The organism is Mucilaginibacter sp. P4_C11 (assembly GCF_056402115.1).
Genome location: NZ_JBFUIA010000018.1, coordinates 50,267 through 67,650 on the forward strand (window position 1 = coordinate 50,267; position 17,384 = coordinate 67,650).

Sequence of the window (17,384 nt, forward strand, 5' to 3'; positions counted from 1 at the left end):
GAGGTCCGACTCTCCGGCATAGCAGCATGTGGTAGGAATTTTACCTGATCACTTCCCATTTTGCAATATGGTACCTGCTGCCTTTGAAAGAACCGGCTTTTTTTACCACGCCCCTACCGTTCTGATAGTTTAAACTAAGAGTGTTGTATTTTCCCTTTTCAAAGTCGAAGGTAACGCCATCGTCTTCGAATAAGGAGAAAGGCTTCGCTTGATCGCCATACACATAGCAGGTAAGTTCGAAACGGGTTTCCGGGCTTATGTATTCAACCGGCCTTGCCAAAGGCAATATGGTGCCCTCTTTCACAAATATTGGCAAATCGGTATAGTTGGTTTTTATTACATATTCCTGACCGCCAGGATATTTTTTACCGGTGTTGAAATCGTACCAGTTACCTGCAGGAAGGTAAACCTTGCGCTCGTCGCTATTTTCGGTAAGCGGAGCAGCCAAAATTCCCTGACCGATCATATATTCATCGTCTATATTGAACACTTTCGGGTCGGTTGGATAATCAACAACCAGGGCTCTGAACGGCGGGATTCCCTTTGTATGGTAGTCGGCAAAAGCACTATACAGATAAGGAACCAGGCTCATCCTGAAATTAAGGAGTTTACGCACATCAGCCTCCACAGCTTTCGCGTTCTCCATAAACTCGTTTTTATTATTTTTATCTCTGTTGATTTGCAGCCATGGCGGATTTTGCAGGTACCAGGAATTGTAAAGTGTTTGAGCAGAAAGTACCGCCGTTTGACTACGCCGCATCAGGTCGGCAATCGACCTGGATTCCCTCACTTCGGGCGACCAGATCAAGCCTGAAAACCCGGAATTACTGATCATCTGGATATATTCATGATGATCGTAGGTATCACTATAAAGCGATGCAGGATAAGAGGAGGCAAATGCATTGGAAGCCCGCACATCCAGAAAAGTACGGGTGTTAAGTTCTTTATAAATATTATAAACTGTTTTTTGATATACAACACCGAAAACCTGGTGCATTTGCTCGCCGTTAATTCCTGAGGGAAAACGACTATGTTCAGGGAAGCTCCAGGTGGAATTTCCCGTCGTCAGGTTGGAATTATCACACTCATCCATTTTAAAGCCCGAAATACCTTTCAGAACAAAGGTTTCCTTATGATAGTCGGCAAATAATTTACTGGCGCCAGGATCAACAAAATCCGGGACAAGGCCATTCCAAACCAGGTAATCTCCCGATTTATTTTTAAGGGGCATATAAAGCGGCGATTTAGGATTTACGAACGCATGTTCCCACAGGTTAATGTGAAATCCTTTAGCTTTCATGGTATCTATAAACTTGTCGTGATCAGGGAAAAAATCTTTATTCCACACATACGAACAGGAATAGGCGGTTGTTTGCCATTTCGGTTCCAGGCCCAGCACATCGCAGGGAATATCATTCGCCCGGAAATAATCGGCCATCTTTTCTACCTGCTGTTGGTTAAAGTCTGCTTTTACGCGGTACTTAACGCCGAGGCCCCACATAGCAGGCAAGGCGCCGCCGCCCGAAAATAAGTTATAACGCTGTAAAACATTGATCAATTCAGGACCTTCAAATATATAAACCTCAACGCCCTGCACACCCGGAACATCTACAGCAACATAGCCGGAGGCCGGGCGATCATTTTTATACAGTTCTTCAACAGAGTTACCGCTTTTGCCATCATTTACATGAACCGCACCCGTATTTTTAGCGGTGCTGCCGCAGTAAAAGGTGGTGTAATGAGAGGTATTCACCAGGATGCCATAACCCTTGTTCGATACGTAGAATGGCATGGGTGCATGGGTATATCCCAGATCGTGTGAAGGGTTATCATTAACTATCGGCTTTTTTCTAAGGCCTTTTTGATTAAAAGACCCCATTTGCAGGCCGAATCCATAAAGCTGTTCTTCGTTGTCTAAAGGTATCTCAACAAGCACCCCGCGATCAGAAATATTGATCTTAATATCATTGACATTGAACGGCAGTTTGGCTTCAGGCAATTCGCTCATCTCTGCTACCATCGGTTTTTCATCACAGAAGCTATATGGGGAAAATTTTTCCGGCTGGCCCGATGTTAGTTTTTTTACGCCCGGTGAAACAGTTGCTACCTGCGCCGGCTGTTGTGCGACAGCAAAAAAGCAAATATTGTGAAGTAAAACAAGCAGCAGCAAGCTAATCCGGGTTGTAAATTTCATAAACAAATATACAATTGTTAGTCACTTGTGATGGCTTGGAGTTTGCTATCGGGTCTCGAAAATGCATTCAATCAGTTTTAAACAGCAGCGACCGGAATTGGGGTATAAAAAATTATCAAAGTGCAGGCTTTTCACTGCCAATGTCAATTGCCTGTATTATCTAACACAACAGCAAAAAACCTGCACCTGAAGATGTAACGCTTACTATTGGATTAACCAACGTTGGGCAGCCCCACCGTTCCAACCCCATTGAACAAGTTTATAACCATTTACAGATGAGCTGGAATTGTCCAACGCTCCGTTTGTAGCCTGGTTCCATATTTTGTAAGTACCATCCGATTGCTTGTCAACCCACCAGCGCTGGTTGGTATTCCTGGCTGGCGTGTACTGGATAAGCTGCAGCCCGTTGGTTGTGGCACCTCCCGGCACATCTAATGCAAGCCAACTGTATTGACTAACAATATTCCACGAATTATCTTCGTTTTGGGTAAAGTTCCACTTTTGGCTCAGCCCGTTATTCAATCCCCATTGTACCACTCCGGTTCCGTTGCCGCTCAGGCTGCCGTTATCTACTGCGATACCATTTTGACTGCTCACAATAACATGTACACCGGCAAGGTTATCGGGTTGCGAACCTGGCGTGTATTGCAACCACGCCACTGCGCTGGCAAACTTACTTGTGGTTAAGCTATTATCTGTTGGCGTAGCCTGGTCCCAACCGTTCCAGGTAATATTATAGTCGGTGCGGCGGTTGTTCCAAATAGCGGTTGCGTTTTGCGCCATCCATGGGTAATAGGTGCTCCACATGTGGTTATCGCGTACAAAATGGCCAAGTCCGCGGGCAAACTCATCGCCCCAGGTATTCAGGTAGCCTGCGTTGTTGGTGATGATACCATTGGTGGTCATATTGTTTTTCACATAGTCGATAGATCGTTTGGCATCATTGTAATAATTAATATTGCCGGTTACCTGGTACAGCAGGTTGGCAAAATCAACAAACGTACCCTGGTTATAAACGGCCGCCCCATGATCTACCACATTGTTACGATCTATCCCCGTGTAAACCTGCCCGGTACTTGAATTGTAAATATGATTCCAAACCCAGTCATATATCTGGGTAGCTTTGGTCAGGTATGCCTGGTCATGCGTGCTTTGGTAAATAAGACAAGCCACCTTACCTAAGCTATTATTTGATAAAGCCTCCTTGTTTATAGGCTGCCCTGCCGGTGTCATATTGGGTTGTTGCTCCCAAATGCCACCGCCATTATATTGGGTATCCCAACCGCGGGCGTAGGCCATATCAAAACCATATTTGGCCTGCGTTAGAAAATTAGCGGTACCTGTCATCTGGTAACCACGAATAAGCGCCAAAGAAAACCAGCCAATATCATCATTCCAGCCATCCCATGTCCATGGTGGTTGGGTGTTTTGCAGCCAGGTATTACATAAGTTATTTACCAACGTTTTATGTGCGGCGCTCCCAGTGCGCTCGTAGGCATCTTCGGCCACTAAAATATCCAGCGATGCAACCCAGGTACCGTCGGCAGTACCATCATTAATGGCTTTTTTGTAATAAGTTTGCCCGCCCGAGTTTACCAGGAACGCGTTATTATATGCGTTAAAGGCGGCATCGGCATTGCCGGCATTGGCCGCGCTGGTGTGTACAGCCAGCTTTGCCCCACCCGCCGTTTGCCCGGCGTCTGTTTTAGGGGTTTCTGTTTTCTTACAAGCCGAAAACATAACGGCTACCCCGGCTGCAATCGGGATAATGCCCCTCATCAGCTTGTTGTTTTTCAAATGGTTTTTCTTCATAACATTGTTTTTATAGATTGTTTAAAATGGTGCTGGTTAATAATGGCAGCAACAGGCAACAGGAATGCCTGCCGGGATTTTCCCGGAAAAGATGTTTTTTCATATAGTGTAGGGTCACAATTTAAATTTTACTCACAAATAGCCGCCCCCCCAACATTGCAATTATGGGTTGATCAGTAATACCTGTTATCAAACTTAAAATGGCAGAAACCTATAGGTGGACGGCAGCATTCCACCTATAGGGTATTATTTTTAAAAAGCGTTCAATTCTGCTACCTGCATGTAGGATGCGTTGTAGGCCGAATTGATGGTCACTTTAAAGTACCGCGCGTCTTTGAACCCGCCCGGGAGAAATTGTTGTTGCAGGTCCTTATTATTCAGCAGGTTAAACGTGCCCGCGTCAACCCACTTAATATTATCAACACTTACCTGTACATTAACCTCATTGGGTTTGCCACCGCCATCGCCCTGCCTGCCTACAAATGATAAGCCGTGTAAGGTAGCTACCGCGCCCATATCAATAATAATATAATGTGGAGGCCCCGGTGACGCGCCCGACCAATTGGAATGCCAAAACGTGTTTACATTACCATCCAGTGCAAATATCGCGCGGCCATTGTTGGGCCCTTCGCCGCTTGCCTCCTGTGATGAAAAACCTATAACCTGCCATTTTGATCTGTCGTAATTTGGGTAGTCATTAAAATCTGGCTGGGCCTTTACCTGGTAAAAGGTAGTACGTAGTGTTTGATTTACCTTCGCAGTTGTAGTGGAGACACTTACAGGCAATAGGTATGTTTTTAAAGCATCCATAGCATCCGCGCCTTTGGTTTTAAAGGATATAGTGAACGGACTTGTGCTTAACTGCCCTTTAAGAATAGTAGCAGTTGGGTTTGATAGTGTATAACTCCTGGCTGGCAAAAGTGTATAATCGGTTTTGTTTACCACATTGAAACTATCAACCATGGCGCTATTTACGGTAAAATTGATTGGTATATCGGTTGTTGGATAGTTTTGCCCGCCAAAATTTGCTCCGTAAATAGCGGTTTGTGCGCTATCGGTTATTTTAAAAGTTTTAACTACCGGGTTATTTACAGCTTCGGGCATATAAACCTGGCTATAGCTATCAACAGGCTGGTTTGGTAAATCAACTTTATCCTTACAGCTATAAAGCAAGCTGCTGCCGGCCAGGCCGGCAAACAATATAAACATTGAAATATTTTTAGTTAACATAACTTGAATTTTTAAGGTGAATAACTTGATTACCATCCTGGATTTTGAACAACCAGTTTTGATCTGTCCATATCATACTGGCTTATAGGGAACCAATAAGATGCCGGGGTGCGGAAAAGATGGTTGCTTGCTACAACACGATTAAAAAAATCATTGCCATCCTTGTTGATATTCATACCATGAACGGCGCCCATAACCTGGGGTGCAATTTTCCACCGGCGGATATCAAACCAGCGTTGCTGTTCAAAAGCAAGCTCAACCCTTCGCTCGGCCCAGATACGTGTACGCATATCTGCCTGGCTTGGCGGTACAGGGATAGGTTTTGCACCACTTCCATATAGCGGGATGCCTGCCCTATCTCTTATCAAATTCAGGTATTTGACAATATCGGCGCTGCCGGGTGCATATTCGTTCAGTGCCTCGACATAGTTTAAATAAATTTCGCCAAGCCTAAAAAGAATTTCGGGCCGTGACTGGGCAGCGCCGTTACCGCCCGACCCTCCGTTGGTTTGCGTACCAATATTTTTCCTGACCAGATAGCCGGTTTTCGACCAATCTGTAGGGTGCCCGTTTTTGCCGTTGGGCCCGCTTACAAAAAACGAGATAGGTGCCGCACTTTTCATATTACCACCCTGGAAAATACTGTTGTTATAAGTAACCGACGCATAAAAACGCGGCTCGCGATTCACATACATATTGTAAACCGAAACACCATTCACCGTGGTAAAACCAGTTTCTGAATAGGCAGATGATTCATGAATAGGCAAACCATCGTTCATATAATAAGAATCTACCTGCTCCTGTGTTACGGCTACACCATTCCAGCCGCCGGCCTGGCGGGGCATCGAGTTTACATCATATGATGGTAAATTGTTGTCCTTACGCACAAATATCTGCTCGGAGTTCCACGGAATAAGGAATATATTCTGGTATGATTTTACCGGATCGCCAACAGGGTCTTTATATAATGAGTACAAACCCAAGTCAATTACGGCTTTGGCAGCATCGGCAGCCTTTTTCCATTTGGCAACGTCATAACTTTGGTTAATCATTGGTTTGCCATCCTTATTTTTAAAGCTGGCTAAATCGGTATTGCCGTTATATAACGGGCTTGCCGCATATAGCAACAACCGCGACTTAACCGCAAGCGCCATGCCTATCGTAGCGCGGCCGTACTGCACATCGCTTGCCTGCCCATTGTTTGAAGGCACCTGCGGCAACACCGCCGCGGCTTTATCCAGTTCGCTGCTCACGTAGTTTACACAATCATCAAAAGAACTGCGCGGTATTTGCATATCATTGGCTGTGGCATCGGCAGGAATTTCTTTATCCCCCATCAATACTACCGGGCCATATTGCCGCATCAGTAAGAAGTAGTAGTAAGCCCGTAAAAACCTGGCCTCGGCGATATATTGACCTATCAGTTGTTGGCCGTTAAGGGCTAAAATTTCTGCATTGCCCGTAATATGATTTATAAAATAAGTAGCTGAGCGGATGCCGTTGTAATAATGGTTCCATTTATCAAAAAGCGCGTTGCCTGCGCTAATGTTACCAATATTAAGATCGTAAATGGTGTATTTAGACCACGTTACATCAGCCTCGTCGGCATTGCCAAGCCATGGATTTTGTGTCCATTGATCAGCCTCGTCATCAACATAGCTGTATACGTTGGCCAGGTATTGCTCCGACGGTCCCTTTTTTTGAAAAATCTGTTCTATCGTAACACGGTCGTTAGGCACCTGGTCAAGGTATTTTTTGCACCCGGTACATGGCAATATTAAAATGAGCATTGCCACGCTATATTTTATGATTGTATTTTTCATATCTGTTTATATTTGATAATAACCACTATTTAAAGGTGCATTTTAAACCCAGGTTATAGGTTTTAAGCAATGGGTACTGCGCACCCCGGCCGTCTCCCAATTCAACATCCCATAGTTTAAATCCACTTACAGTCCACAAATTGTAGCCGATAAAATAAATGCTCAGATTTGACATTCCTGTAGGTTTTAACCAACTTGCGTGCGCAAAATCATAGCTTAGCTCCAGTGTCTGCATCCGCATAAAGGCACCATTTTTAACCCACCATGTACTGTTTACATAGTTCATATTATCGTTGCCATAGGTAAGTCTTGGGTAAAGTGGATGAGGGTTGGTGTTGGTAGGTGTCCAGCGGTCTGTTATCTGGGCTAAAAGGTTGCCACGTTCGCCACCCTGGCTAAAGGGCTGCAGGCCATCGCCATTCAATGAAATATCCACATCACTAATTCCCTTAAACCATGCTCCAAGTGCAAAACCCTTATAGTTTATAGTAGGCCCAAAGCCGTAAACAATTGAGGGAATACTACCATGGCCAATAGGCCCCTGGTCATAGCTGTCAATTTTTCCGTCGCCATTTAAATCCTTGTATTTAATATCTCCGGCTTTGTTTGTGCCTGTTTGATAAGGGCTGTTTGCCACATCGGCATCATTCTGAAATAGCCCCAAAGCGGTATAGCCAAACCGCTGACCAACAGGGCGGCCAATCCGTTGCTGCCATGGGTATGGCCACGGAGCGTTGGCATCATTAATGTTGATAGCTTTATTATAGGTAAAGTTTCCGCGAAGCCCCAATTGCCAATCTTCTCCAAGGCGTTTGGTAACCTCCAGCGAGGCATCTACTCCCCTGTTGTGTATTTCGCCCAGGTTGGCATATGGAAGTGATAATAAACCTGTGTAGGTAGGCACATCGCCACGCTGGCGGAATATGCCGGTACGATATTCCTGGAAAACATCGGCTGTAAGGGATATCAGGTTATCCAGCATTTTTACCTCTAAACCTAAATTTTGTTTTTTTGCTTTTTCCCAGGTCACGCTTACGGCATAATCGCCAATATCCAGTCCGTTGATGGTTTGATTGGTTCCGTTTTGGCCGTAAGAGTAATTGCCGTTACCACCGCCTACCGTTGATATATAAGCGAAACGACGGCCGCCAATATTACTGTTACCAACAACGCCATAGGAGTAACGCAGCTTCAGAAACTGAAACACATCCGAAAGTGGTTTAAAAAACTTCTCTTCAGATACTACCCATCCGGCGCCGAATGAAGGGAAGAAACCAAAGCGATGATCGGGTGCAAAGGTTTCTGAACCGTTGTATCCAAAATTGGCTTCGGCCAGGTATTTATTATCGTAAGCATAGGTAACGCGCCCTGCCAGGCCCATGTACCGGTAAGGTATCGAGCTAATAAAATCGCCGGCAAAAGCATCTTCTTTATCCGATTGATTAAACAGCACCAAACCTGTAAAACTATGCTTACCTACGTTGTTACTGTAGTTTATTGCAGCTTCGTCATAAAACTGGCGGGTGCCCCCATTGCTGCGGCCGTAACCCAAAAAGCTGGTACCGATGGATGTTTTATCGAGCAAAAGATTGCCTTGTGCATCGCGCCCGGTGGCTAAATAGCCATCTACCGTTTTGGTACGGCTGATGATATGGGCATTGTAATTATCAAATGAGAACATGCCCGTTATTGACAACCCTTTCAACCAAAAGCCCAAATCCTGAGTAACGCGAATATTGCTCCACAGCTGGCTTTTAAACTCGGTTACGTAGCCGCTTTGGGTGAGCAGGTTATAGGGGTTTAATACATCGCCCGTACGGATCTGTGAATGCAGTCCATTTGAATATACCGGTGGAATGATAATTGGCGGTAATAAATATGCCGAGCTCCAGATGGCATCTACGGAACTACCCGGATAATTACCATTGCTTATCCAGCCCGAAGCGCCAAAATCAACCTTGGTGGTTTTGGTAACTTTGAGCGTTAAGTTTGATGTAAAATTGTACCTGTTAAACTTAATGGCCGAGTTATAGTTAGCCAACTGGTCTGTTTTATACAAACCGGTTTCATCGTAGTAGCCTAAAGACAGGTAATACTGTGCGCTCTCCGACCCGCCGTTGGCGTTAACGCGGGCGCGGCGGTTTTGGCCTGTTTTGTTAAACAGTGTTTTAAACCAATCCACATTGGGATAAAGGTCTGGATCCGAGCCATCGGCCGTTTTTTGGATCCTGTCCTGCGAATACTTAGGTAACGGATCATTGGGGTTACTGTTCCTGTTGGCCTCATTGGCCATCTCCATATAAGTTACCCCATCAGCAAACTTCGGAATTTTGGTAAATTGGGTAATTCCCTGGTCGTACTGGGCATTAATGATAGGCTTACCAACCCTGCCTTTTTTTGTTTGAATAAGAATTACCCCGTTGGCACCCCGCACGCCATACACAGCCGTTGCCGATGCATCTTTCAGGATACTGAAACTGGCTATATCTTCAGGATCTACATTACCAAAATCACGCTCTACCCCATCTACCAAAACAAGCGGACTGCTATTGGTAAAGGTAGAGATACCGCGGATGTAGATCTCGGCATTATCATAACCAGGCTGCCCGCTGCGTTGCACGCCTATAATGCCCGCTACGCGCCCGGCAAGCACATCGGTAATATTGGCAACCGGCATTTTCAAATCTTCGGCCTTTACGGTACTTATAGCGCCAATAACGCTTACCTTTTTCTGTTGCCCGTAAGCTACCACCACCACATCGCTTAGGCCTGTTGATGATTCTTTAAGGGTTACATTGATCCGGGTAGCATTATTTACAGGAATTTCCTGCGGGCTATAGCCAACAAAAGTAAAAACCAGGGTACCTGTACCATCCGGAAGTTTGATTGTGTAGGTGCCATCGCCCCTGGTTGATGTACTTATGTTACCATCTTTTAACTTAACGGTTACTGCCGGTATGGGCAAGCCTTTTTCATCAACAACCTTACCGGTTACGGTTAATGACAGAACCTGTTGTGCAATAACAGCTGTATGGCTGCTAACAGCCCTTCGCTTAATAACAATCATGTTCTGGATCATTTCGTAGCTTAATGGTTGCTGCGAAAAGCATTTATCAAGGACTTTTGTTAAGGGCTCGTTTACAACGTTTATACTGATGGGCTTAGCCTCCTTCAGCATTTTATCATCGTACACAAATTCAACACCGGCCTGGCGGTGCAATTGTTTAAACACATCTAAAAGCGAAACATCTTTCACTTTCAGGCTAATGTTTTGCGAATAAGTAGCGGCACTTACATGAAGCAATGCCGCTATTAATAAAACAAACGTGAGTTTCATTATCAGCAAAAATTTTGATAGGATACGGGAACCCCTTTTGCACGGGAATGCAATAGAAAATTTATACATTTGGTTAAGGTTAGTAATTAATTGGTTGTAAGAAATAATCAGTTATTGATCCTTAATGCCGAAAGGTGTTTTGACCGGGGGTACTTCGACCTACTCCTGGTCTCTTTTGTTTTAAGGATCGTTATGAAGTTTAAATAGGTAAGGGTTAATCCATCACAACTACCCTCCTTCCGTCTATTTTAAAGTGAACAGATCCGGTTGCTTCCAAAGCCTTCAGCACAACATCAATATTTTTATATCGTGAAATAGTGCCTCCAAAACTGCTTTGGTTGGTGATGTGTTGAAAAACGATATCTACATTATACCATCGCCCAATTTTTAACATAATATTGTGCAGACTTTCGTTATCAAACACAAAAAAGCCATCCTTCCAGGCCACAACATCGGCCGTATTTACATCTTTGATGCTAAAGCCTGCATTATGAACACCGCAGGTACCCTGTTGCCCGGGGGCAAGCAGCGCGTTGCCTGCCGGCGAATGCAGCTTAACCGCACCCTCCAGTAATGTGGTTTTAATTTCGTTGTCTTCGGGGTAACCCATTACATTAAAATGAGTACCTAATACCCGCACATCGGTACCGTTAACAGATACCTTAAATGGCATGGCCTTATTTTTGGCAACCTCAAAATAAGCCTCGCCAATGAGTACAACCTTACGCTCTGTACCGGCAAATGCAACCGGATATTTTAATGACGATGCCGAGTTAAGCCACACTTTTGTACCATCGGCCAGTACTGTTTGAAAAATACCGCCACGGGGTATTGTCAGTAAATTACTATCTGGAGCGGCAGTTATTTTTTGTTTATTATTATTTTTATTATTTTTAAAATAAGCCAAAACTCCATTATTTATTTTTTTTATAATAACATTACCACTACCTGCTATCTGCCCGTTTTTAGCGTATTGAAGTATGATAGATTTACCATTGGCTAATGTAAGATAGGCCATGTTTTTTCCGGGGCGAATACTACTTACAACCTGTTTTTTATCGCCATGTTTGGCAACGTAATGCCATCCCCAAAAACCTATGGCAAACAAAAATACTATCGATGCGGCATAACCCATCCAGGTGTATGACCGGCGTTTAGAAATAGCGATTACATGTTGAAAATCAACACTATCTGCCATTTTATCCAAAATCAGCTTTCGTGTTTGTTCCTTATCGCCCAAGGTATCATCCCAATCGTTGTTTAACAGTTTTATCTCCTCATAATAACGCTCCAAAAGGGCCTTTTCCTCATCGGTACATTGCCCCGAAAGAAACTTTTCGTAAAGTGAAATAAAATCCTGTTTTGACATTTGGCGGTTTATATAAGTATAGTACCTCATCCTTAAAAAAACTCACATACTTTTTTTGACTTTTTTTTATTTTATTGTATGATTATAAATTTTTTTTGATTATTTTTAAGATACCAATTATAATGTTAGAGCCTATCAAAACAGATATCCAACTATGGCACGCCGTACGTAAGGACGATGAAATAGCATTCAATATGCTGTTTGATCGTTACTGGGTAAGCCTGTACAAAACAGCCCATTATTACCTGGATGATCACGAGGTTTGTGCCGAGGCCGTAAACGATGTTTTTGTAAGTATCTGGAACCGGCGAAAGGAACTGGAAATTGAATCCTTTTTTAATTTCATGCAAACTTCGGTTCGGTTTCAAATTTACAAACGCCGCAAGGCGGCTAAACTCGATATTGTTTTTAACGACAGCCTGATTGCCGATGTTAGCTATCAATCAAACGAAGGAGAGATACGCATACAGCAAACAGAAATTAACAACCAGCTAAACGGTCACCTGGATAAGCTGCCCAAAAGATGCCAGGAAATTTTTGAATTGAGTCGATTTGACAATTTATCGAACCAGGAAATTGCAGATAGGCTGCAGATATCCAAACGCACCGTCGAAAATCAACTGGCGTTGGCCGTAAAACACCTTAAAGTTTGCTTTAAGCACATTTACCTTTTGATATTCATCCACCTCATGTAATTTAGGATGTGCTTATCCAAAAATACGGTAAAAGAAAAAGGCTGCCCAGTTGAGCAGCCTTTTTCTTTTAGTATTAGTTCTTCACTATTTTATAAACGCCTCCTTTAACAGCGCCTGGCCCGGTATCGGCGTTGGTGAGCATAAATAATTCTCCGGCGGCATCTTCCCCAAAACCGGTGATCTTTAAATCGGGTGGAAGGTTTTGCAGGCTTACCTTACTCCTTTCCCATTTAGTACCTGCCTTTTGCAGGTAGTAAATCGGCCCGGCCCAGTCGGCAAAAAAGTATTTGCCTTTTAAAACAGGTACTTGCCTGCCGTTGTAAACATAGCCGCCGATAACAGATACGCCTTCTTTGTGGGGATACTCTGATATGGGCATGGTGATACCCCTGGTATCAGAACCGTTAGCAGGATTGTAAGGATGTGTTCCTTCAAATAACCTCCAGCCATAATTGCCGCCCTTTTTTACAATATCAACCTCTTCCCATAAATCCTGGCCAACATCACCGGCAAATAATTGGTTGGATGCTTTGTCAAAAGAAAACCGGTAAGGGTTACGGAAACCGTAGGCCCATATTTCGCCCCTTGCATCTTTACGTCCTACAAAAGGATTATCTTTTGGTACTAAATACCCCTGTGGTGTGTTGATATCAATACGTAATATTTTACCCAGCATGATATCCATTTTTTGGCCGTTACCTATTTCGCCATGCTTATCGCCCTGGCCGCCGCCATCGCCAAATGAAAAATACAGGTAGCCATCGGGCCCAAACTGTAAACAACCGCCATCGTGGTTACCGTCTGGCTTTTCCTGTGTAAGTATGATACGGCCACTGGCTGGCTCAATGGGGCCTGTGTTTGCGGGTGCCTGATATTCGGCTATCACATCCATATGGTCGGATTTATTTGCCGATGGCGCGCTATAAAAAACATAAAATTTGTGGTTGATTTTAAATTTGGGATGCAGGGCTATCCCCAACAAGCCGCGTTCCTCGTAACCATTGTTCACTTTTATCATTTTGCTTTTTAAATCGAGCAAAGGTTCATCAAGCAATTTACCGTTCCTAATGATGCGGATCTTTCCCTTTTGCTCCAACACCCAGGTATCCCCATTGCCCGGAAAAACAATGGCAGTAGGTGCTTCCAGGTTATTAGTAACCAATTGCACTTTCAGGGTTATGGGCGTAGGATCGGCCTTTACTTTAACAGGTTTTAATTTAGGAACTATGTAGGATGGACAAATAATAACAGCAACGCCCAAGGCAAGTAATGCAAAAGCGCCTTTGCGGATTGCCGGATATGCAGGTAGAAGTTTATTGATTAATACTTTTTTCATAATAGTTTGTTGGCAGGTGTGTAAGTTTAAGTGGTATACTTTGCAAATAAAGGGAGCAACGTATAGTCGCTCCCCAAGCATTTGCAATTATAAACAATTAACCAGATTGTTACTTTTTACCCAATAGTTCTATACAGTAACTGAAGGCAGTAGTTTTTGCGTGTACCCGGTACTGCTCTAAAGGGCGCGGACCGCAGCCATATGAGCCCACACCCAAGGTTTGATGGCTAATACACAACACAGTTCCCTTACTTTTTGGCAAGTCTATTTTATACTCCACATCCGTCATTTCTTCATCGCTGTAAGGCAATGCTGTTACCTGGAACAGGTCGGTTTGTTTTTTTATAGCTATACCCAAACCATTTGCTGCGCTTACATTAGCCCATCTTACATCCTCGTGGTTACCGCAATCCATCGGTTTTTCATATGGGGTAAGCTGTTGGGCTATGCTGCTAAAGTAATGGCCTACATCAAACCCGCTTTTTCTATCGCCATAGTTTTCCATCGGGCCGCGGCCAAAGTATTCAAATTGATTAAGGTCTTCCTTTAAAAACATCCGTACGCCCAACCTGGCTAATATTAGTTTAGCATCGGCATTAAAACTGACGTTATTATCAACCTTGATAATGCCATTACTGTTAATGGTATAAACTACCTGGTGGTGTACAACAAATGCGTTTTTACCGGTGCCGGTAAGGTTTGCTGTTATAGCCACATCGCCGTTAGCAAGTTGCGCGGCCTTCGCCTCTTCGGTTTTCCAGGCTATTTCTTTTAAGCCATATTTAACCCAATCGTCGTAAGCCCACATATCATCTTTACGATGCGGGGCACGCCACAGGTGCAACATTGGGCCGCCGTTGTCGCGTAAAACGTTTTGGCCATCTTTTTCCATTTTTGAAAAAGTGCCTTTCTCTTTATCAAACTCCAACTTAAAACCTGCACCTTTTACCTTGATATCGTTTTTTGAATCAGATAGGGTTAGTTTGCCGGCTACCGGGCGTACCACGGCGGCAGGGATAGCTACTGGTAATTCTAATTGCTGGGCCGCAACTTCAAATCCTTTTTTGGCCCATAATTTATCGGCTGCCAGATCAAATGATACCCTTAAAAAGTATTCGGCGCCAGCTTTTGGGGTGATATTGTACGGAATTTTTATATCCTGCTCCTGTCCTGGCTTAATTTCTTTTAAAGCTAAATTGCCAGATGATATGGTGGTACCGTTTTCTGTTACCTCCCATTTAGCAGTTAAACCATTCAGGTTGATGAACTGGTAACGGTTTTTGATGGTAACCTCGCCGTTTCTCAGATCTTTTGCTTTGATGCTGATCCATTGGTAAGCATGCTTCAACTCGGGGTAGTGTGGTTTTAAAGAACGATCGGAAAACACCACACCTTTATGAATAAAATATTGATCATTTGGATACTCGCCAAAGCCACCACCAAAAGCGGTTATGGGGTGTTTAGGATCGCGGTTGTTGTAAATACCCTGATCCTGCCATTCCCAAATGGCACCGCCCAGTAGCTGCGGATATTTATCAAACAGGTCATTATAAATATCTACCGACCCCATGGAGTTGAACATGGCATGCGCGTATTCGCACAGGTAAAAAGGTTTGGTGAGCGTTTTATCATTGGCATGTTTTTCAAGGTTCTCTACATCGGTATACATTTCGCTGTCCATATCGGCCGGATTGTTATTGCCAATGCCAAAACCTTGGTAATGCGTTGGGCGGGTTGGGTCGATGTCCTTAATCACCTTTAATATAGCCCGGAAGTTTGAGCCGCCGCTGCCGCACTCATTACCCAGCGACCAGATAATAACCGATGGGTGATTTTTAAAATTCTCCACGTTGGCCACGTTACGGTCAATCAACGCGGCTTTGATCCTTGGTTCTTCGTTAAATTCATCCCAGGCTCCATGGCTCTCCAGGTTAGCTTCGGCAACCAGGTAAATACCATACTGGTCGCACAGTTCGTACCAACGCGGATCGTCAGAATAATGGCAGGTGCGCACATGGTTACAATTGGCTTGTTTAATCAATACAATATCCCGTATCATTTGCTCTTCGGTAACCGCATGGCCATCGTTTGGCCAGTTTTCATGCCGGTTAACGCCTTTTAGTTTGATAGGCACGCCATTCACCAAAAACAAACGTCCTTTAATCTCGATGTTCCTGAAACCGGTGCGTGACGATATGGTTTCTACCGTTTGGTTTCCGTCGGCTATTTTAACAACGGCGGTATAAAGCTTAGGTGTTTCCGCGGTCCACTTTTGTGGATTGTTTACATGGAAGGTAGCTTCAACCACCGCTTCCTCACCGGGTTTTAATGCAGGGATAGCCTTTTTGGTAGTGGCTCCCGGTACAGGTACCAAACCGTTGTACAAAGCCACATCCAGTAACCTGGCTTTAACAGGTGTGGTACCATAGTTTTTAATCTTGGCCGATACTACTACATCGGCATTCTTGTATTGTTTATCTAAATTGGTTTTTACAAAGTAATCACGGATATGCTCCTGCGGTGTGCTCCAAAGGGTTACGTTTCTGAAAATGCCGCTTAAGCGCCACATATCCTGGTCTTCCAGGTAGCTACCCGTGGTGAAGCGGTAAACCTCAACAGCTAAAACGTTTTTGCCTGATTTAATGTATTTGGTTAAATCAAATTCGGCGGCGTTGCGGCTATTTACGCTGTAACCTACCTTTTTACCATTTACCCAAATGAAGAAACCAGCGTCGACACCATCAAAGGTGATAAAGATATGACGCCCGGCCCAATCTGCGGGTACTGTAAAATCGCGGCGATAGCTGCCTACCGGATTACGTTCTTTAAACGCCGTATATTTTTCGGGCGGAGTGCTCATCACCCTCGGGAAATCCTTTTGAAAAATGTAGGTAAAGTTGCTATAGTATGGTGTACCATAACCTTCCACCTGCCAGTTTGAAGGCACTTTGATATCTTTCCAACCCGATACATCATAATCGGTTTTATAAAAGTTAACGGGACGTTTTTGAGGCCAATCTACCCAGTTAAATTTCCACAATCCGTTCAGGCTACGGCTAAACGATGATGCATGGCGGTTTGCCGCCAGCGCTTCTTTTAAAGATGCATAGGGCATCAGCGTAGCATGACTGGCCTCTTTGTTTATACCGATATTTTCGGGATCTTCAATTTCTTTGGGCACAAAAGCAGTATCAGATTTTGAAAGCCCGGTGCTTTGTTGTTGCTGAAAACCCCGGCTTATTTTAAAGGTAAGAATAAAAATGGAGATCAATAAAAGTTTAGCAAGTTGTTTACTAAAAAGAAGGTTACGCATAGGTATTTATAATAAATTGAAATTGGTTACAGGACACGATATTAACAGCAAAGAAATATAAATTTCGGCTGCATAAATTGTCATTATATACATATTTATTGCCGTTATGTACATTTAAATGACCGGTTTGTTAAATTATCCGGTATATAAAAGCATTTTTGTGAAGGGTATAATGTGACAATGAAAACCAGGGCAAATAGTTGCCCGTTTTTTTGATATTAACTCAAAACCAATTATAATTACCCTTGGTCATCGTTAAAATAAAACCTTAATTC

9 protein-coding genes are annotated in these 17,384 nt (G+C 43.8%); 1 reads left to right on the top strand and 8 read right to left on the bottom strand.

Annotated features, from left to right (window positions below; genetic code table 11):
- Window positions 1-40 precede the first annotated feature (40 nt).
- From AC1DU2_RS17450 to AC1DU2_RS17475, 6 genes are all read right to left on the bottom strand, one after another.
- Window positions 41-2,194, bottom strand: a complete 2,154-nt coding sequence (locus AC1DU2_RS17450) for a glycoside hydrolase family 31 protein (protein ID WP_477385553.1) — start codon at window positions 2,192-2,194, stop codon at window positions 41-43.
- Between the two features lie 204 nt (window positions 2,195-2,398).
- Window positions 2,399-4,006 (bottom strand): RICIN domain-containing protein, encoded by a 1,608-nt coding sequence (locus AC1DU2_RS17455; protein ID WP_477364582.1) that lies wholly within the window; start codon window positions 4,004-4,006, stop codon window positions 2,399-2,401.
- Window positions 4,007-4,258: 252 nt separating this feature from the next.
- Window positions 4,259-5,236 (bottom strand): BT_3987 domain-containing protein, encoded by a 978-nt coding sequence (locus AC1DU2_RS17460; RefSeq protein ID WP_477385555.1) that lies wholly within the window; start codon window positions 5,234-5,236, stop codon window positions 4,259-4,261.
- A 29-nt stretch (window positions 5,237-5,265) separates the two neighbouring features.
- Window positions 5,266-7,059, bottom strand: a complete 1,794-nt coding sequence (locus AC1DU2_RS17465) for a RagB/SusD family nutrient uptake outer membrane protein (protein ID WP_477385557.1) — start codon at window positions 7,057-7,059, stop codon at window positions 5,266-5,268.
- 25 nt (window positions 7,060-7,084) lie between these two features.
- Window positions 7,085-10,396, bottom strand: coding sequence for a TonB-dependent receptor (locus AC1DU2_RS17470; protein WP_477385559.1), 3,312 nt, complete (start codon window positions 10,394-10,396; stop codon window positions 7,085-7,087).
- A gap of 214 nt (window positions 10,397-10,610) precedes the next feature.
- Entirely contained in the window at window positions 10,611-11,765 is a 1,155-nt protein-coding gene (locus AC1DU2_RS17475) for a FecR family protein (RefSeq protein WP_477385561.1), read from the bottom strand.
- A 122-nt stretch (window positions 11,766-11,887) separates the two neighbouring features.
- Here AC1DU2_RS17475 and AC1DU2_RS17480 point away from each other — a divergent pair, with 122 nt between their 5' ends.
- Window positions 11,888-12,460 (top strand): RNA polymerase sigma factor, encoded by a 573-nt coding sequence (locus AC1DU2_RS17480; RefSeq protein WP_477385563.1) that lies wholly within the window; start codon window positions 11,888-11,890, stop codon window positions 12,458-12,460.
- Between the two features lie 73 nt (window positions 12,461-12,533).
- Here the strand turns inward: AC1DU2_RS17480 and AC1DU2_RS17485 are convergent, their stop codons facing one another.
- Both AC1DU2_RS17485 and AC1DU2_RS17490 read right to left on the bottom strand, forming a co-directional pair.
- Window positions 12,534-13,796 carry a PQQ-dependent sugar dehydrogenase gene (locus tag AC1DU2_RS17485; protein ID WP_477385565.1) on the bottom strand — a complete coding sequence of 421 codons (1,263 nt, stop codon included), beginning with the start codon at window positions 13,794-13,796 and terminating at the stop codon, window positions 12,534-12,536.
- 109 nt (window positions 13,797-13,905) lie between these two features.
- The gene (locus AC1DU2_RS17490; RefSeq protein ID WP_477385567.1) at window positions 13,906-17,109 is read right to left on the bottom strand and encodes a glycoside hydrolase family 2 TIM barrel-domain containing protein; all 3,204 of its coding nucleotides are present in this window, start codon (window positions 17,107-17,109) and stop codon (window positions 13,906-13,908) included.
- Window positions 17,110-17,384 lie beyond the last annotated feature (275 nt).